The organism is Bradyrhizobium liaoningense, from assembly GCF_018130955.1.
GTDB classification, from domain to species: Bacteria; Pseudomonadota; Alphaproteobacteria; order Rhizobiales; family Xanthobacteraceae; genus Bradyrhizobium; species Bradyrhizobium liaoningense_C.
Window position 1 is genome coordinate 23,400 of the sequence record NZ_JAFCJM010000004.1, and the last position, 17,941, is coordinate 41,340.

Here is a 17,941-nt window from a genome sequence, read left to right on the forward strand (position 1 = left end):
GCACCCTGACCATAGTTTGGGAACGTTCCCGAGATCGATCCTAGCATCGTTCCCATGGTGAAGTCGAGCGAGGGGGCGTCCTCAAAACTGCTTAAACCTAAGGGAGTTGAAACATGTCCGTGATGGACCTCAGGGGCCTGAACCCCGCCCCAGTTACCGCCTTTACCCGCGATGGTGCAGTTGACCACAAGGCCAATGCCGATCTGGCGCGCTGGCTCGTCTCCGTGAAGGGAGTGAAGAGCCTCGTCATCCTTGGTCATGCCGGCGAAGGCACTTTCCTGACTTCGGAAGAGCAGCTCGACCTGATCAGGACCTACGTCGATGCCGTCGGAAAGCAAGTTCCGATCATTGCCGGCATTACCGGCGAAGGCACCAAGGTTGCTGCGCTGGAAGCCAAGCGCGCCGCCGACGCGGGTGCGATCGGAGCACTGGTCTATCCGAACCATGGCTGGCTGCGCTTCGGCTTCCAGAAGGGGGCGCCGCAGGATCGCTACAAGGCGATCCACGAAGCGTCCGGACTGCAATGCATCCTGTTCCAGTACCCGAACGTCACCAAGGCTTCCTACGATCTCCAGACTCAGGTCGAGATCGCTGCACAGCCCGGCGTCGTCGCCACGAAGAACGGCGTTCGCGACATGAAGCGCTGGGACACCGAGATACCGGTGCTGCGGAAGGAGTTTCCAAACCTGCAAATCCTCACCTGCCACGACGAATGGCTGCTGCCGACGATGTTTGACGTCGACGGCCTGCTCGTCGGCTACGGCAGTCTCGCGCCGGAGCCGCTCGTCGAATATCTCGCCGCGGCCAAGGCGCGTGATTACAACGCTGCCCGTGCCTATCATGACCGCCTGCTTCCGGTGACCAAGGCGGTCTACCATCGCGGCTCGCATATGGAAGGCACCTGCGCCCTCAAGCTTGGCCTGGTGGCGCGCGGCAAGCTCGAGCATGCGACGGTGCGCTCGCCTCTGATGCCGCTCGCGGCTGGGGCGGAAAAGGAAATCCGCGACGCGCTGGCGCAGGCGGGGCTGCTTTCCGGGAGCGCAAAAGCCGCCTGATCGCCTATCCGCGATGACGACTTGTATCGGCGGCGGACAATCGCCGCCGACCGGCCACCCCATGGCCGGCATCTCTAAAAACGCCAAAAAGCCGACACACGGAGGAGACCATGCTCATGAAGGCGAAGGCCGACGTGCCGATCCCGGCCATCATTCAGGTAGACGGCAAGGCAGATATCAGTGCGCGAATAGAGCGGCTTCCGATCACGCGACCGGTGTTCTGGACTCGCAACGTCATCGGAGCCGCGACGTTCTTCGACGGCTATACCGTCATTGCCATCGCCTATGCGATGCCGGTTCTGGTCCAGCAGTGGAGTCTCAATCCGCAGCAGATCGGCTTGATCCTGTCGATGGGTTACCTCGGCCAAGTTATCGGAGCTGTCCTGTTCGGCTCGCTTGCCGAGCGCTTCGGACGCCTCAAGATATTGCTCTGCACGATCCTGCTCTTCGTCAGCATGGACATCGCGTGCCTCTTCGCGTGGGGCGCATTGTCGATGATGCTGTTCCGCTTCGTGCAGGGCATCGGGACTGGCGGCGAGGTACCTGTTGCGAGCGCCTACATCAACGAGTTCGTCAGTTCCAAGGGACGTGGCCGCTTCTTCCTGCTGTACGAGGTTATGTTCCTGCTCGGCCTCGTCGGCGCAGGTCTCATCGGTAGCGCGTTGGTGCCGCGGTTCGGTTGGCAGGCGATGTTCGCCGTCGGATTGATCCCGGCTGCGATCCTCATTCCCCTGCGCTTCTTCATGAAAGAATCGCCGCGCTGGCTTGCAGGGCGCGGGCGCTACCATGAAGCCGACAGCATCGTTTCAAATCTGGAGCGAAGCGCGATTGCAAGCGGCCACGTTCTCGCCGACCCGCAGCCTGCATCTGGCGCGCCCACCAAGTCAGTCACTGATTGGCGCGAATTGTTTCAGGAGATCTACCGTAGACGGACACTGACGATCTGGGGCATGTGGTTCTCCTCATACCTCGTTGCCAATGGTATCATTACCTGGCTGCCGACGTTATATCGTCAAACCTTCAACCTGCCGCTCGAAACCAGCCTGCGCTATGGCCTGCTCACCTCGGTAGCGGGCGTGATCGCCGCGGTTGCATGCGCCTTGCTGATCGACAGGGTGGGTCGCAAGCGTTGGTATGTTACGGCGTTCTTGCTCGCACCCATTCCGTTGGCATCGCTCGCTATGCTCGGAGCGACCAACGCGACCCAGGTCCTGATCCTCGCGGGTCTTGCCTACGCGATCGTTCAGACGATCACATTCTCGCTCTATCTCTATTCAGCCGAGCTCTATCCAACACGGCTGCGGGCGATGGGAACGGGTTTCGGCAGCGCCTGGCTTCGCCTCGGCTCTTCCGCCGGTCCGATCGTGGTGGGCTGGATCATCGCGAGTTTTGGAATCCAGTATGTGTTTGGAGTCTTTGCCTGTGTTCTTTTGGCCGGAGCGACCATCACCGCGCTGGGCGGGATCGAGACCAAGGGCAGGGCGTTGGAGGAGCTGTCTCCCTAGCTCCCGATCCTCACTCGCGGGGAGCGGTGGCTCTTGAAACGTCCTCGGCAAGCGAAATCCCGGAGCGCGATCGCGTTCGCCGCAACCCGCTCCGGCTCGACCGAAACGCAACTCCAACGGCGAGATCTGTGCAATGATTTTGCCTCCGAAACAACGAGCCGCACTCGATCTAAAGCCGTATTACTTCTTCGTGCAGGTCGCCGAAGCGGGAAGCTTTTCGAGGGCAGCGTGTACGCTCTCCGTCAGCCAGCCGATCCTCAGTCGGGAAATAAAATATCTGGAAGAGCTACACGGCATCCAGCTCTTCAACCGGAACGGCCGCGGTATTTCCTTGACCCCGGCCGGCGAACAGTTGCTGGTCCATGCGAGATCCATTCTGCGGAGCCTATCGCTCGCGCAGGACGAATTGCGCGCGCTCAGCGGAGCGCAATCGGGGAGCGTGATCGTCGCATTGCCGCCACTGTTCGGTAAAGCCCTGGCAATCGACCTGATCCAGCATTGCAGGCGAGAATACCAAGAGATCGCGTTGAGCCTGATCGAAGCCTATTCGGCGACAGCAATTGAAATGTTGACCAACGGGGTCGCCGATATCGCGGTGTTGTACAACTCACCCAGCGTGAGCACGCTGAACGTCGAGCACCTGATGGATGATCATTTCGTCCTCGTGGGAGCGACGGGGAGCCTTTCGCACTTCGATGCCACGGAGATATCGCTTGAACACATCGCAGGGTTGGCGCTGGCGCTCGCGCCTAGGCCCCATCGTCTTAGAACGGCATTGGATCATGCAGCGCGTGAGGCGGACGTCAGGCTGACGGTTGCCCTTGAGGTGACCGGGACCGGGAGCTTGCTTGAGCTGGTTCGTGAGGGAATCGTGTTTACCATTCTCCCGTTCAGCATCGTGCGGGCGCAGGTGGAGGCCGGCACGCTGGACGTGCGGCGTCTCAGCGGCCCATTCTTGGCGCCACGGCTGTTCGTCGCAACGTCCATGCAAAGACCTCAGACCGTCGCGACGAAGGTCGTTCTATCTGTCATCCGCCAGCAATTCAGGCGTTCGCTGCGAGATCACTCCTGGCCACCGAATGCTGTGTTGGGGCGATGTTGAGTGCGGTGAGCCTCGCTCTCTGCCGAAGCCCCGTCACCCTTGTCTGTCTGCAATGATCCATGGGCAGATCTTCTCCGCGTGACGAGGTCACGACAGCGCTTCTCGTCTGTCGGCTGGCATCGTCGTCGACTGATCGGCTCGTCTCATGGTCAAGGAGCTATAACTGTTATGTCAATGCAACCAATTGAAACCGGGGGGTGGGACGGGCACTGACATGCTGGGGCCGGAGGAATTGCTTCCGGTATACTACGGGGAGGGGGCGATGAAAGCGCTGGGGCAACAATCGGCGATTGCGTACGGGTTTGCCATCGGAATGGCGACCTGCCTTGGCGGTCAAACTGCCGTCTACGCGGCGGATCTGCCCGTCAAAGCAAAGGCGGTCGAGTATGTGAGGATCTGCTCGCTTTACGGCGCCGGATTCTACTACGTCCCAGGTACGGACACTTGCATCAAGTTCGGCGGCTACCTGCGTGTCGATACCGCCTTCAACGCTTCAGCCGCCTATGAGGCTCCGGCCTGGGCTGGAAATGCCGGTCAGCAGAACCGGCTCGCGAACTACTTCATCGGTCGGGTTCGCCAGGGCCTCAATATCGACACGCGCACGGCAACCGAATACGGCCTCGTACGGACATACTTCAACGGAGTTTTCAGTTGGACGACGGGCGATGCCGTCGCCGGCGCTTCGCTTGGCCTGTTCAGTGCGTTCGTCCAGTTCGCTGGGTTCACGATGGGGAGGACTGTTTCCCAATTTGACACCCCGTGGTCCGGCTACCCTGGCAACAATACGTCGTTCCTGATCGGCGGCTACGACGACGTCACGGGTGTCAACCAGGTCAGTTACACGGCTGATTTTGGTGGCGGCGTGACAGGAACCGCCTCTTTGGAAGATCCGACCACCTACCTTCAGTCTGGCCTCTACAACACCTCAGCCATTACGACCTCGTCCTACGCCCAAGGGATCCTCGGGGCCAACGACTATGGCGGCACGAGAGCGCCCGACATCATCGGGCGGTTTCGTGTCGATCAGGCGTGGGGTCTGTTTCAGGCGTCTGTGGCAGCTCACAACGTTCACGCCGCTTACTACGGTGCGACCGAAACGACGGGGCATCCCAGCGACGCCTGGGGTTGGGCCGGACAAGTCGCGCTGTCGATCAAGAATATTCCGACAGGGCCGGGTGATACGATTAACGTGTCTGCCAGCTATGCGAACGGTGCCAGCCGCTACGTGATCGGCGGCACGAGCCCGAACAGCTTTGCGATGTATGGCAGCACGGGCTTGCCCGGCGTGTACCAGAGCATCGGCTTCGGATCGTCGGCTGACGGCGTATTCGCCGGAGCGACTGCAGCAACCGGCACCGGCATTCAGAAATCGACCCTATGGGGCGTTCGCGGTGCTTATACGCACAATTGGAATGCGTACTGGAACACATCGGTGTTCGGTTCCTACACCGCGGTAAGCTGGGGCACGGCAGGGAAGGCCTTGATCTGCGCGAAGGCCGTAGGTTTCGTCTGCAATCCGGATTTCAATTTTGCGCAGATCGGCACGGTGACGCGTTGGGTGCCGGTGAAGCGGCTGACATTCTCTGGCGAAGTAATGTACACCTTCCTCGACCAGAAGAGCGAGGGTGCGCTTGCCATTCCCGCGATCGCACCAAAGCCAGCGGCCATCTATGAGCTGAAGGATCAGGGTACGTGGACGGTGGGCGTCCGCGCGCAGAGGGATTTCTGATGCCTTGTCCTGATTGGCGCGCCTCTCGACCGGCGCCGATAGCGGAGCGTTGATCCCTCTACCGCCACCGCCGGTGCAGCCACAGCCACTGGTCCGGATATTCCCGTACCCAGCCTTCGATCACCGACGTCACCGCCTGCATCGTGCCCTGGATGTCGATATTGCCGTCGGCATCGCGCACCGGCTTCACCTCTTCGGTGAGCTCGGCGCGAAAGCGGTGGTTGGGCAGGCGGATGATGCGCACGCCGTGGATCGGGCACTCGACCTGGCGGACGAGGCGCGCCAGCGTCGGATTGGCCTTGGTCTTGCGGCCGAAGAAGGTGACCTCGACGCCGTTGCCCATCCATTGATCGACCAGCATGGCGACGTGCTGGCCGTTTTGCAGCGCCTGGCCGAGCTTGAGCGGCGCATCGCGCCCCGCCGCAACCAGCGTGCCCATCTTCACCGCGCGCGTCTTCTCGATGGCGCGGTCGGCGGCCTCGCTGTTCGGCCGGCGGAACAGGATCGCGCAATCAAGCCCGTGCGCGACGGCGCCGAGCGCCGGCAGCTCCCAATTGCCGAGATGGCTCGCGAAGAAGATCGCGGGCTTGCCGTCGTCGCGCAGCGTGTCGAACAATTGTTTGGTGCGCTCGCCGAATTCGATACGGCTTGGCTTGTCCGGATGATCGACGTCGTAGTCCCAGATGTGGTCGAGATGGGCGAATTCGGCGCCGATGCGGCCGAGATTGTCCCAGACGCCGGCCAAAATCTTCTCGATCTCCTCCGGCGACTTTTCGGGAAACGCTGCCTTCAAATTCTCGCGGCCGATGCGGTCCTCGCGCAGGCGGCGGCCGATGAAGTGCGCGGCGCGGCCGAGGAAGTCGGCGGTCTTGTCCGGATCGAAATAGCGGGTCGTGCGCAGAAGCGCGATCGTCATCCCGCCGACCGCGGCGTCGCCCAGCGGCTTGAGGGCGTCGCGCAGGCGCGCCTTGGTGCGAAGGAGCAGTCGGTTCATCGCAAGCGAATGGCTGCCGGCTTACGCCGGCTCGCGCGTCAGGATCAGCGAGGCGTTCTGGCCGCCGAAGCCGAACGAGTTCGACATCACGGCGGTGACGCGGGCATCGCGCGCCTTGTTGCCGACGACGTCGAACAGGATCGCCGGATCCGGGTTCTCGTAGTTGAGGGTCGGCGGAATGCGCTGATGCTCCAGCGTCAGCAGCGAGAAGATGGCTTCGACGGCGCCGGCCGCCGAGATGGTATGGCCGACCGCCGACTTGTTCGACGTCACCGGAATCTTCGAGGTGTGCTCACCGAACACGGCGTTGGTCGCCAGATACTCCATCTTGTCATTTTCGGGCGTCGAGGTCCCGTGAGCGTTGATGTGATCGATCTGCTCAGGCGTCATGCCGGCATCCGCGAGGGTCTTCAGCACGCAGCCGATCGCCGGCTTGCCGTCGGGCGAGGAGCGGGTGCGATGGAAGGAATCGGTGAGCTCGCCGCAGCCGGCGACCACGCCAAGGATTTTTGCGCCGCGCGCCACCGCCGCCTCGTAGCTCTCCAGCACGAGGGCGCCGGCGCCTTCGGCCATGACAAAGCCGTCGCGGTTCTTGGAGAACGGTTTTGAGGCGGCCTGCGGCGGGTCGTTCTGGGTCGAGAGCGCCGAGAGCAGGGAGAAGCGCACCAAGGCTTCCGGATTGACCGTGCCGTCGGTCGCAACGCACAGCGCCGCATCGGTCTCGCCGCGGCGGATCGCCTCGACGCCGAGCTGGATCGAGGTCGCACCGGAGGCGCAGGCCGTCGACAACGAGATCGGCGAGCCCTTGGTGCCGAAGGACTCGGCGAGGTGAGCTGCGACCGAGCCGAACATGAAGCGGTGATGGAAGTCGGCGTATTTGCCGCCGCCGGAAATGCGCAGCAGATCGTTGTAGTCAAAGTCCTGCTTGCCGACGGCGCGGCCGAGCTCGCGGCGCTGGGGCCACTCCACTTCGACCGGCGCGACGGCCAGGAAGAGGGGGCCCGGGAAATCGCCCTTGGCACCGATGCCGGCCTGGTCGAGGGCCTCCTGCGTGACGATTTCCGCCATCCGCTCGGACAGCCCGGTGGAGGAGAACGGATCGACGCTGACGAAATCGACCGTGCCGGCCATCGTGGTCTTCAGACCGTCGATCGGAAAGCGCGTGATGGTGCGGATGCCGGATTCGCCGGCGACGAGTTTTGTCCAATTGTCGGCCTTGCCGGCGCCGAGCGACGTCATGATGCCCATGCCGGTGACGACGACGATCGGACGTCCGAGCTTGTCGCGTGGTGCAGTCATGTTTTCCCCACTTGTCCCTCGAGCATGATCCGGAAAAGCGTCCGGAAAGATCATGCTCGAACAAAGAGCAAAAGCGATTTCTCGCCCTAGACGGCTTCCACCAGCGCCATGCCTTCGCCGCGCCAGTGACCGGCCCCCACCACCACAATCTGGGTCGGTTTGTCGGTCATTTCAATCTCGAGTCCGGTCGAATCGTTGGGCGGAAACAACGCCCCCCGCGACAGCGCCAGCGCAGCCAGCGCGATCCCGAGCGGGAACTGCGTCTCCATCGTATGGCCGAACATCGTGCCGGTGGCCCGCACCGGGAAGTCGGCATGCTTGCCGAGGAAGCTCCGTTCTTCCGACGTCGCGGGCTCGGCACCGGTCGCGCCGGTGATGATTGCGCCCTTGCCCTCGCGCCGCGGCAGCTTCGACCACAGCTTCTCCAGCGTCGCCGCCATGTCGCCGGGCTGCTTGCGCCGGGAGAGGTCGGCAACGACGTTGGTGAGTTTTGCGAACGGCTTTGCACCGCGCGCTTCCGCATGCGCCTTGGATTCCAGCACCAGGAAGGCGCCAGCCGAGCCGAGCGCAAAGCCGGCATGGTCCTTGCGCGCCCACACGGATGCGAACTTGTCCTTCAGATTAAAGTCGCCGAACTCGTAGAGGACGAGCAGGTCCTTGCGCTCGCCATTGTGCGAGCCGCCGACCAGCGCGATGTCGCTCTCGCCGGACGCAATCCGCGTCAGCGCGATCCGCATCGCGTCCGCTCCGGCCACTTCCTCGCCCATGAAGGTGCGCGAGGTGCCGCAGACGCCATGCACGATGGCGATGTTGCCGGCGAGCAGGTTGGAGAGCTGGGCCAGGAACAGCGTCGGGCGAAGGTCGCTCATCAGCCGCTCGTTGAGGAAGCCGGGCGCGTTGTTGCCCTTGGCCTCAGCATTGAGCACGCCGGTATCGACCGACAGATCGCGCTCGCCGCCGCCGGCGGCAACCACCATGTCGATCTTCGAGAGGATGTCCTTGTTGCCCTTGATGCCAGCGGAATCGAGTGCCAGGCCCGCGGCATAGGTGCCGATGCGCTGCCAGGCTTCCATCTGCCGCTGGTCGCCCTTTTTCGGGATTTGGGCGTCCAGGGTCACCGGCATCAGGGGGTGGACAACGTAGGGCGCAAACCCCTTGTCGTCGACATTGACGCGGCGCTCGCCGAGCGCGGCCCAGTTCGCATCGAGCCCTTCGCCGAGCGAGGTCGCAAGTCCGATGCCGGTGATCCAGACTTCGGTCTGGCCGGGCTTCGAGGCGGTGTCAGTCATGGCGATACGGCCTGTTGCGGAAATCCGACGCGCTTGGCGACCCCGTCCATGAAGGCGCGCATATCCGCATTGGGGAAGGGGATCAGCGTGAAGGTGAGCGTCGAGTTCGCGCGCAGCTTGCCGTTGACCCGGATCTTGGCCTCGGTCATCGCGTAGCCCGAGCCCTCATGGGCGACGGTGGCCTCGATGCTCATGAGGTCACCCGGGAACACCGAGCCGCGCACCTTGGCTTCCTTCACGGCGGCCAGAATCGGCATCCGCTCAAACTTCAACACGCCAAGCAGCAGCCAGCCCGAGGCCTGCGCCATCGATTCGATCAGCAACACGCCGGGCATCAGCGGATAGCCGGGGAAGTGCCCCTCGAAGATGGTGCTCTGTTGCGGAACCTGGGCTTCGACGACGACCTTCTTCTCGTCGACCTTGAGGTCGACGATGCGGTCGATCAGATGGAAGTATTCGAGTTGCATGGCCGCGCGATTAGGCGCTCGCGCCCTTGGCCGCAACCAATTCGTCGATGCGCGCGCACAGGTTCTTCAGCACGAAATACTGTTCGGTGGTCGCCTTGCCGTCGTTGACCTCCTGGGTCCACTTCTCCAGCGGCAGCTTGATTCCGAACTGCTTGTCGATCGCAAATGCGATGTCCAGGAAATCCAGGCTGTCGATGCCGAGATCGTCGATGGCGTGGCTATCCGGCGTGATCGTGTCGCGCGGGATGTCGCAGGTTTCAGCGATGATCGTAGCGACCTGATCGAATGTAGAGGACATCACTAAGCCTTTGATATATTGCGGGTATTTGTCAGATGTTCCAGAGTGGCACGGTGGGCGGGCATCGCGCCCCGAGTGATGCCCTCAAAGTCCCTCTGGCCGGGTCGTGTGCCCGTATATCGGAGCGCCGCCCTGAGTTCAATGGAGCCGGACAGGCCTGGGGAAGGCCGGGCCCAGAGCGTTTTCCAGCGAAGCGGGCCCCGGTTCGCGTCAAGAAAACGCGTCAAAACAGGAATCTGGAGCTTCCGTTCCGATTCGATCGGAACGGGAAAAGCTCCGCGCCCCCGAACAGGGGTATCAGACGGCCGCCGGGCCGGCCAAACGCCTAAAGATGCGGAGTCGTGATCTTCACGCAGTCGCGACGGCCCATCAGCACGCAATCCTGGGTCCGTCGCAGGTCGGCGATGCTGACCGCGAGCCAGATTCCGATTGCCGTCAGCGCGATCGTGAAGGCGAGCGCGGCGATGTTTGCGAGCATGCGATGGCGGAAGTCGTCGGGCTGTTCGCGCGGCTGTTCATAGCGGGTGAGGTCGAGCGGTTCCGCCTGAACCTCGGCGCGCAGCGGCTGTATCGTCCCGGCGCCCCGCAGGGCCCGCGGGTGGGGCGAGGTGCGTGGCCTGAACTGGAGCACCCGGTGCTCGCCATCCGGAATTGTGGGGCGCTCGGTTTTCATGCGCGAAGGTCAGCTCCGAAGCAGCAATTTTTAGATAGCACACGGCGCCCGCGCGTTGCAGAAAATTCTGCGCAACATTAGCGTGCGACGGCGGGCGGGAATGCCGACGAGTTGCGGCGCAAAAGGGCTATCGGGCTCGTCTCCTCCGTTTCAGCCATGGCATAATTGCGCCGACGCGACCGCGGCCAATGCAAATCAGGTGAGGGGCCATCCGACCATGACCAACATGCGCGAGCCGAGAGTTCATCCGGTGCCGATCCTGTCGCTCCGTCCGACGCAGATGACGGTCGGCATGCGCGAGGTGAAGGAGAAGCGCAAGCGCTGGCGCGAGCACGACAGGAATAAGCAGGCCGACCTGCTCGGCAAGCACATGATTCCCGTCGTGCGCGGCCCCGACGAACGCTACTACGTGATCGACCATCATCATCTCGCCCGCGCGCTGCACGACGAAGGCGTCAAGGACGTTCTGGTGACCCTCGTCGGCGATCTCACCATGGTCGAGCGTGACGCCTTCTGGGGCGTGATGGACAACAGGCGCTGGGTCTACCCTTACGATTCCAAGGGCGAGCGGCGACATTTCAAGGACCTGCCGAAATCGGTCGCCGATCTCAAGGACGATCCATTCCGCAGTCTCGCCGGCGAGCTCCGCCGCATGGGCGGTTTCGCCAAGGACACTACGCCGTTCTCGGAGTTCCTGTGGGCAGACTTCCTGCGTCGCAAGCTGTCGCGCAAGGCGATCGATGCCAATTTCGACAAGGCGCTCGAAAAGGGGCTTGCCGCCGCCAAGAGTAAGGATGCGATCTATCTGCCCGGCTGGTGCGGCCCGGCGGATGACTAGAGCATGATCCGGAAAAGTGTGCAGCGGTTTTCCGAAAAGATCATGCTCAAACAAGGAGCTAAAGCGCGATGACTTCAACCTAACTCATCGCGCTTTAGGCGCAGCGCTCACATCAGTCGCGCTGGTAGATCCTGGCTCCGGGGTAGGCGCGCCGGGCGTAGTTCACGACCAGCTCGCGATCCTGCGTTTCCAGGAAGGGAGTACGGATCTGACATGACCCGACGACGAGGTGCCAGAGGCCATTGAGCTTCTGAATGACGACGTTCATTTGAGTATTCCCTAGAGACCCTGCACTTCAGAAAGAACTCTCGCGATTCACGATCGTGCTCGCGGGCGCAAAATTCCGAACACGGCTTGCGCCCATTGTAAAACGACGGTGACTATTGTTAGTCGCGCCATTCGAGAGTGCAGTTCGTGCTGTTCATGCGTCGCTTTGGACTAGTCTGCCAGTCTAAGAACCTCTCGCCATCGTTCAATTGTACGAACTTATGCGCAGGACATAAGAAGGGGTGATCGGGCTATACGAGGGTATGCCAACGTCATTGCGGCAGGCTGCCGCATGAACCGGACCTCATCACAGTCTCTTGAGCGAAATCATTTTCCGGCCCCACGAAGACGTCCTGAAACAAAGCCGTTCCATCCTCCGGGGCAGTCGAGCCAACAAAGGAGGAAGGAATGCGCCGTCTGGTCTTCGCCGCCGCCTTGCTCGCGGTCGCCACAGGAGGGTTTCACGTTTTCATCTCGGCCTCGCTTGCCGCAGCCCGCGAGGCCAAGGCACCGACGTTCTCCGAACGCTTTGCCCCGGTGCTCCCGTTGATGGAGAAGCACTAACGCGGTCGTGCGCCGCCGCCGCAAGCAACGCAGCAGCGGTACGTCCGAAGCGGGCCTGAGCGGCAGTCGCTCACCCGCCGGGCGGCGGAAATGGCGGCATCTTGGGGAAGGTCGGCAGTCCCTCGTGCATGAGGTGCCAGGGCGGCGCCGAGGCCGTGTAGAGATGCAAGGCGGGCATCAGATCCGAGTTGTGGTCGAGCGCGCCCAGCTTGATGGTCAGGAACGGCGCATGGGGAGGCAGGCTCCACAACGGCGTCCCGCAATCCGGACAGAATGCGCGCCCGACATCTTCGCCGCTGTCGCCCTTGCAGAAGTAGACCCTGGCTTCACCCTTTGTGACCGAGAGCGAGGTTTTTGGCGCAAGGGCGACATAGTTCGGTCCGCCGCCAGAAGCCTTTTGACAGTCGGTGCAGTGGCAGATGCCGACGTTCATGAGCGGCGCAGTGATCATGAATCGGATGGCACCGCAGGCGCATCCCCCGCTTCGGTCGGTCATGGCCAGATTTGCCCCTGTTTCAGTGCGAATGCCGCACGGTAGGCGGGGCCTGTTGCCAACGTCCTGTCAGCATGGCGGTGCTATTCCGCGGACGGCAGGGGATCGCCAAAAACCTCGACCAGGCGAAAACGTTCGCACATCAGCATCATGTCCTCGCTGAATCGTCCAAGCCGGCCGAAATAGTTCCGGTGCGCGTCGCGCCAATGGGCCAGGCTCCGGTCGCCTTCACCCTCGTCGTACGCAAAGTCGGCCTCGACCTCGTTGTAGCGCCGATATGTCACCTCGATGCTCTCGATCACACAGCGCGGTTCGCCGCGGCCGTCGAGCACGACCCAGCGCTCGCCGGGCGTCGAGGTGTTCGGCTCGTCTTCCGTGCTGCACGTCGCCGTCTTCACGCCCTTGATCACGAGATCGAGCAGTTCGTCGGCGAGATCAGGACTGTCGCCGAAAGCGAATGTGCGGAGGTGCCTGTAACGTTCAGGAATCGATTTGCTCACGGCCGCCTCATGTTGAAAAACACCCGCGCTCTTCATTGCCGAAGTCTCGAACTGCGGTCGCAGTCTCGGTGACGCGGAGATCATGCTCCAAACAAAGACCTGAAGTGCGATGAATTCATCGCACTTCAGGGCCCGGCGGCGGCGCAGTTTCCTTGTCCTGCGGCTCCACCTTGCCGCCGAGCGCGCGGTGCAGCCAGTGCTCGCCGCGGTTGCCGACGGTGAGGATCAGGAAGGCCATGGCGAGCGCGGTGAGGACGATCGGCCATTGGCCGGTGGCGCAGGCGATGCCGAGGCAGGCGGCGAGAAAGGTGCAGGCGGCGCTGGTGAGGCCGCGGACCCGGAATCGGTCCCGCTCGCGGACGATGACCCCGGCGCCGAGGAAGCCGATACCGGTCAGAATGCCCTGAATGATCCGGCTGGCGGCGTCGGAGATCTTGCCGACCTCGGTGAACTCCACCGCAAGCAGCACGACGGTCGCGGTGGACAGACCGACGATACCTAGCGTCTTCAGCCCGATCGGCTTGCCATGGAGGTCGCGGTTCAATCCGATGGCGCAGCCCGCGAGCGTCGCAGCGCCTAGCCGCAACACGATCTCCTGCCAATCGAGCGCCACGGTCATTGCTTCGGCAGGCGTCCCATCAGGTAAAACTCGTCGTTCGGCCGCATGCCGGTGAAATTCGCCATCCGGTTCGACAGCGCGAAGAAGGCCGAGATCGCGGCGATGTCCCAGATGTCGTCGTCGCTAAAACCGTGCGGGGCGAGCGCCGCAAAATCCTCCTCGGAGATGCGTTGCGCATCGGCCGAGACCTTCATGGCAAAGTCGAGCATCGCCTTCTGCCGCGGCGTGATGTCGGCCTTGCGGTAGTTGACCGCGACCTGGTCGGCGATCAATGGGTTCTTGGCACGGATGCGCAGGATCGCGCCATGGGCGATCACGCAATACTGGCACTGGTTGGCGGCCGAGGTCGCTACCACGATCATTTCGCGCTCGGCCTTGGTGAGACCGGAATCCTTCTCCATCAGCGCGTCGTGATAGGCGAAGAAGGCGCGGAACTCGTCCGGGCGGTAGGCCAGAGACAAGAACACGTTCGGCACGAAGCCGCTTTTCTCCTGCACGGCGACGAGCCGCGTGCGGATGTCCTCCGGCAATGCATCGAGGGCGGGAGCGGGAAAGCGTTTTGACGATGGCTGGGACATGAAGAAGGTTCCGGTCAGGCGCAGGACGGGGCGGAACCTTAGTCGATCGCAATGGCCTGCGCAAAGCGCCGGTCGAGCGGGCCTGGTACTAATACTCGCGAGCGGTTCGTGCTGCAGCGGCCGAAGCTTCACGCTCGGCCACGACCTTTGCCTCGATCGCCAAGCGTGTCTCCCGTGCGAGTTTCATCGTCCGGCGCATGAACGGGTCTTCTGTGTCGCGGGTGAACGTAATGAGACGCACGCAGTGCTCGCAATTGATCTGGTAGCCGTCTCGGATGCGTTGCGCGCGATCGCGAAACAGCCGGGTGCAGTAAGGGCAGCGAATTTTGACTTTATCGTCCATCGCAAAACGCGCCTCCGGATAGCCGTGTTCCCCGGCTCACGGCTACAGGGTGAGGTCTGGGGTCTAAGGGCGGGTTAATTCAACCGCTCAAATGAGATCTAAAGCGGTGCTATGCGGCAGGACCGAATGCGCAGCCGCTTCTGCCGGCCCAGACTCTTGGTCACTGAACCAATCTTGTCCCGAGAGGACTAATCTCAGTGGGCGGTTGGCTGTCTGCCTGTCAGCCAACATGCAGCCCCCGCGGCGCGAGCCAATGATGGGTCGTCGTAGCTGACGTGCCCAGCGCAATCGCTGCTGAACTCAAGAAAAAATCAAGCTGATCTCAAGGCAAAATCAGCCCGCCGATGCCGTCCTGGAGGCCGCTCCCGTTGACCAATAAAGGACCGGGCGCTTGCGACGAGGCCAGTTGAGCGAGAGCGCCGGGATCAAAGGTTCGTCCCGCCGTCGGCAATGTCTGGCAGGGCAAGCGACGTTCAAAGCGGCCGACAATCGCCTGTTCGGCGTGCGGCCCGTACATGACGTGGTGCTCACATGAGACGACGAGATTTCATCTGCCTGGCCGGCGGAGCGGTGGCGTGGCCATTCGTCGCGCAAGCGCAGGAGGCGCGCAAGGTCTATCGCATCTTGTGGGTCTCCACGGCGACAGAACCGGATCCATTCCTGGATGGCTTCCGGGAAGGGTTGCGCGCGCTCGGATATGTCGAAGGCAAGAACGTTATCTTCGAGACGTGCTATTCACCCGGAAATCCGCAGGCCTTGCGCGAGTTCATTTCAGAATTGAGGCGCGGCGACACAGACCTCGCCGTGTCCAGCGGTCCTGCGACGCGCGCGATGACTGCGGTCACTGAGGTTCCCGTTCTGTTTGCCTTGAGCGGCGACCCGGTCGCGCTGGGCGTGGTCAAGAGCCTTGCGCAACCCGGCACCAATTTCACCGGTGCTACATTTCTCTCGCTGGAGCTGGCGGGAAAGCGCGTTGAGCTCCTCAAGGACATTTATCCGAAGGTTCGCATGCTCGCAGTCCTCTCGAATACGGATCACCCCGGGGAGCCATCGGAGTGGCGCGCTACGATGCAGACGTGCAATGGGCTGGGAATTGATCCAGCCTATATTCCCTTCGCCGGCGCAGGCGAACTGGACAGCGCGCTTCGGACCGCGGCCGGCGTTGGTGCTGACGCGATGCTTGTGTTTCCCGATGCCGTGACAATGGTGCATCGGGCGAGCATTGCCGAGCTTGCGCTTGCGCATCGGCTGCCTTCGATGTTCGGTTGGTGCGAATATTGTGAAGCCGGCGGCCTCCTGAGCTACGGCGCGAACCAGCGAGCGACCTATTATTGGCTCGCCAGCTATGCCGACCGGATCCTGCGCGGGGAAAATCCCGCCTCCCTTCCGGTGATGCGGCCCGAAAAGTTCGAGCTGGCAATCAATCTGAAGACAGCGGCGCGCCTGGGCGTTCAACTGGATACGTCCTCCATCCTGTTCCGAGCCAACAAGGTGATCGCCTGAGTTTGTGATGTCGGAGATCAAACCACAATCTGTTCTGCCGGCGGGAGGTACGGAGACGCGCTCGCGTCGGTCGCTGTTTTTCAAGTACTTCGCGACTCTGTTCGTTGCGGCGGTCGTGCCTCTCTCGCTTGGCGCGGTCGTGGAGGCGTCATTCGGCTATCGAGACCAGCGCAGGCAGATCAGCGACGTCCTTCGGGTTGAGGCCCGTTCGGCGGCGGACAGGATAGAGGCGTTCACCGATGGACTTCGCGATCAGCTCGGATGGACTGTCCAGTTTCCATGGGCGCAGGACGACGATGGCCGTCACAAGATCGACGCGCAGCGTCTGCTCCAGCAGGTGCCCGCGATTGCTTCCGTTTCGTTGCTGGACGAGACCGGGGCGGAACGAGTCTTCGTCTCGAGGTTGCGTCTCAACAGGATGCGGCGCGGCATCGATATGTCGGCTGATCCGGCCGTCATGGGCGCGCGTGCCAACAAAGTCTGGTACGGCCCTCTCGAATATCAGCACGATTCCGAGCCCTACATGAGGATCGCGGTTGCCGGAAACCTTCCGGCTGCCGGATTTGCCGTGGCCGAGGTGAATCTCAAGCTGATCTGGGATGTGATTGCGGGCATCAGAATCGGAAGGACCGGCTATGCCATCGTGGTCGACGATTCCGGTCACCTGATTGCCCATCCCGACATCAGCATGGTTCTGCGGGGGCGGGCCAGCTCCGCGGATTTCGGCCCAATCAAGCACTTGGTCGGCAGCACGAGCGGGAGTGCGGTTCTGACCGGATACAGAGGCGACCCGATTGTCGCCCTCTCGGTGCATGCCGCCGACGTCGGCTGGACCGTGATTGCAATGCAGCCGGTCAAGGAAGCGTTTGCGCCAATTCGCGCGGCGCTATGGCGTTCGGCGGTCCTCATCGTGCTCGGCGTGCTGATCGCGCTCGCGCTCGCCTACTGGCGTGCGCACCGGATGTCCGGACCCATCAAGGAATTGGAGGAGGGCGTTCAGCGAATTGGGAGCGGACAATTTGACCATCGGATCAAGCTCTCCAGCGGCGATGAACTGGAGCAGCTGGCCGTCAGCTTCAATGAGATGGCATCCGAGTTGACAGTCTCGCAGCAGAAATCTGCGAGAATCAACCGATTGAAGCAATTCCTTGCGCCACAGGTCGCCGAACTGGTCGAGCACTCCGACGGATTGCTCGAAGGTCAGCGACGTGAAATCGTCGCGATCTTTGGTGATCTGCGCGGCTTCACCGCTTTCTCCACGCGGGCCGGACCGGATGTCATCATGGCCGTGCTGCGCGAATATTATGAGGCGGTCGGGGCCGTCACGACCCGCCATGAGGCGACGCTGATCAAGTTTGCGGGAGACGGATTCATGCTCCTCGTCAATGCACCGGTTGCTTGCGAGAAGCCTGCGAAGCAGGCTGTTCAGCTTGCCATCGATCTCCAGGCGGCGGTGCAGTCCATTGCCGGCAGATGGTGCGCCGCCGGCCACGCCCTCGGTTTCGGCATTGGTATCGCGATGGGGCCGGCGACCGTCGGAACCGTTGGCTACGAGGGTCGGCTCGACTACACCGCTGTGGGAAGTGTCGTCAATTTGGCGTCCCGGCTATGCAGCCTCGCGAAGGACGCGCAGATTTTGGCCGATTCGATCGTTGCAAGAAGTGTAGCGGACAGTATCCCGCTCGTGTCGCTCGGAGAACAACGAATCAAGGGCTATGACGAGACGTTGGAGGTCTTCGCGGTGGCGCACCGGAACAGCCCCGCGGCGTCGATCGGAGCCGGGCCGCGGGAGGGTAAAGTCGTAACCCTGGACGCGTAAGCGAGG

General features: G+C 62.5%; 21 protein-coding genes. 8 read left to right on the top strand and 13 right to left on the bottom strand.

Annotation, left to right across the window (positions count from 1 at the left end):
- Window positions 1-113 precede the first annotated feature (113 nt).
- The 4 genes from JQ632_RS04325 to JQ632_RS04340 all read left to right on the top strand — a co-directional run bounded on the left by JQ632_RS04325 (window position 114) and on the right by JQ632_RS04340 (window position 5,391).
- Entirely contained in the window at window positions 114-1,055 is a 942-nt protein-coding gene (locus JQ632_RS04325; protein ID WP_212401046.1) for a dihydrodipicolinate synthase family protein, read from the top strand.
- Window positions 1,056-1,171: 116 nt separating this feature from the next.
- Entirely contained in the window at window positions 1,172-2,560 is a 1,389-nt protein-coding gene (locus JQ632_RS04330) for an MFS transporter (protein ID WP_212401047.1), read from the top strand.
- A 133-nt stretch (window positions 2,561-2,693) separates the two neighbouring features.
- On the top strand, window positions 2,694-3,662 hold the full coding sequence (locus JQ632_RS04335) for a LysR family transcriptional regulator (protein WP_212401048.1): 969 nt from the start codon (window positions 2,694-2,696) through the stop codon (window positions 3,660-3,662).
- Between the two features lie 262 nt (window positions 3,663-3,924).
- Window positions 3,925-5,391 carry a porin gene (locus tag JQ632_RS04340; RefSeq protein WP_409363467.1) on the top strand — a complete coding sequence of 489 codons (1,467 nt, stop codon included), beginning with the start codon at window positions 3,925-3,927 and terminating at the stop codon, window positions 5,389-5,391.
- Window positions 5,392-5,449: 58 nt separating this feature from the next.
- Here the strand turns inward: JQ632_RS04340 and JQ632_RS04345 are convergent, their stop codons facing one another.
- The 6 genes from JQ632_RS04345 to JQ632_RS04370 all read right to left on the bottom strand — a co-directional run bounded on the left by JQ632_RS04345 (window position 5,450) and on the right by JQ632_RS04370 (window position 10,411).
- Window positions 5,450-6,385: a lipid A biosynthesis lauroyl acyltransferase gene (locus JQ632_RS04345; protein ID WP_212401049.1), complete on the bottom strand. Its 936-nt coding sequence runs from the start codon at window positions 6,383-6,385 to the stop codon at window positions 5,450-5,452.
- 21 nt (window positions 6,386-6,406) lie between these two features.
- Complete coding sequence (locus JQ632_RS04350) at window positions 6,407-7,684, bottom strand: beta-ketoacyl-ACP synthase (protein ID WP_212401050.1); 1,278 nt, start codon at window positions 7,682-7,684, stop codon at window positions 6,407-6,409.
- Window positions 7,685-7,770: 86 nt separating this feature from the next.
- On the bottom strand, window positions 7,771-8,973 hold the full coding sequence (locus JQ632_RS04355; RefSeq protein WP_212401051.1) for a beta-ketoacyl-ACP synthase: 1,203 nt from the start codon (window positions 8,971-8,973) through the stop codon (window positions 7,771-7,773).
- Entirely contained in the window at window positions 8,970-9,440 is a 471-nt protein-coding gene (locus JQ632_RS04360; RefSeq protein ID WP_212401052.1) for a 3-hydroxyacyl-ACP dehydratase FabZ family protein, read from the bottom strand. The genes JQ632_RS04355 and JQ632_RS04360 overlap by 4 nt, the downstream gene beginning before the upstream one ends.
- Before the next feature lie 10 nt (window positions 9,441-9,450).
- A complete protein-coding gene (locus tag JQ632_RS04365) occupies window positions 9,451-9,738 on the bottom strand; it encodes an acyl carrier protein (protein WP_007592476.1) in 288 nt (95 codons plus the stop codon).
- Between the two features lie 325 nt (window positions 9,739-10,063).
- Entirely contained in the window at window positions 10,064-10,411 is a 348-nt protein-coding gene (locus tag JQ632_RS04370; RefSeq protein WP_212401053.1) for a hypothetical protein, read from the bottom strand.
- Between the two features lie 217 nt (window positions 10,412-10,628).
- Here JQ632_RS04370 and JQ632_RS04375 point away from each other — a divergent pair, with 217 nt between their 5' ends.
- Window positions 10,629-11,249: a ParB-like protein gene (locus JQ632_RS04375; protein WP_212401054.1), complete on the top strand. Its 621-nt coding sequence runs from the start codon at window positions 10,629-10,631 to the stop codon at window positions 11,247-11,249.
- 112 nt (window positions 11,250-11,361) lie between these two features.
- On the opposite strand, the gene JQ632_RS04380 is transcribed toward JQ632_RS04375, so the two are convergent.
- Window positions 11,362-11,517, bottom strand: a complete 156-nt coding sequence (locus JQ632_RS04380; RefSeq protein WP_212401055.1) for a hypothetical protein — start codon at window positions 11,515-11,517, stop codon at window positions 11,362-11,364.
- 407 nt (window positions 11,518-11,924) lie between these two features.
- Here JQ632_RS04380 and JQ632_RS04385 point away from each other — a divergent pair, with 407 nt between their 5' ends.
- Window positions 11,925-12,080, top strand: coding sequence for a hypothetical protein (locus JQ632_RS04385; protein WP_212401056.1), 156 nt, complete (start codon window positions 11,925-11,927; stop codon window positions 12,078-12,080).
- 70 nt (window positions 12,081-12,150) lie between these two features.
- Here the strand turns inward: JQ632_RS04385 and JQ632_RS04390 are convergent, their stop codons facing one another.
- From JQ632_RS04390 to JQ632_RS04415, 6 genes are all read right to left on the bottom strand, one after another.
- Window positions 12,151-12,531, bottom strand: a complete 381-nt coding sequence (locus JQ632_RS04390) for a GFA family protein (RefSeq protein ID WP_212401057.1) — start codon at window positions 12,529-12,531, stop codon at window positions 12,151-12,153.
- A 125-nt stretch (window positions 12,532-12,656) separates the two neighbouring features.
- The gene (locus JQ632_RS04395) at window positions 12,657-13,073 is read right to left on the bottom strand and encodes an ASCH domain-containing protein (protein WP_312015566.1); all 417 of its coding nucleotides are present in this window, start codon (window positions 13,071-13,073) and stop codon (window positions 12,657-12,659) included.
- Between the two features lie 115 nt (window positions 13,074-13,188).
- Entirely contained in the window at window positions 13,189-13,692 is a 504-nt protein-coding gene (locus JQ632_RS04400) for an MgtC/SapB family protein (protein ID WP_212401059.1), read from the bottom strand.
- Complete coding sequence (locus tag JQ632_RS04405) at window positions 13,689-14,270, bottom strand: peroxidase-related enzyme (protein WP_212401060.1); 582 nt, start codon at window positions 14,268-14,270, stop codon at window positions 13,689-13,691. Before JQ632_RS04405 ends, JQ632_RS04400 begins: the two co-directional genes overlap by 4 nt.
- A gap of 88 nt (window positions 14,271-14,358) precedes the next feature.
- A complete protein-coding gene (locus tag JQ632_RS04410) occupies window positions 14,359-14,613 on the bottom strand; it encodes a hypothetical protein (RefSeq protein WP_212401061.1) in 255 nt (84 codons plus the stop codon).
- Between the two features lie 322 nt (window positions 14,614-14,935).
- Complete coding sequence (locus JQ632_RS04415; RefSeq protein WP_212401062.1) at window positions 14,936-15,130, bottom strand: hypothetical protein; 195 nt, start codon at window positions 15,128-15,130, stop codon at window positions 14,936-14,938.
- Window positions 15,131-15,237: 107 nt separating this feature from the next.
- On the opposite strand from JQ632_RS04415, the gene JQ632_RS04420 reads away from it, so the two are divergent.
- The gene (locus JQ632_RS04420; RefSeq protein ID WP_249151384.1) at window positions 15,238-16,116 is read left to right on the top strand and encodes an ABC transporter substrate-binding protein; all 879 of its coding nucleotides are present in this window, start codon (window positions 15,238-15,240) and stop codon (window positions 16,114-16,116) included.
- A gap of 7 nt (window positions 16,117-16,123) precedes the next feature.
- Entirely contained in the window at window positions 16,124-17,935 is a 1,812-nt protein-coding gene (locus JQ632_RS04425) for an adenylate/guanylate cyclase domain-containing protein (protein ID WP_212401064.1), read from the top strand.
- The last annotated feature ends 6 nt before the right edge of the window (window positions 17,936-17,941 follow it).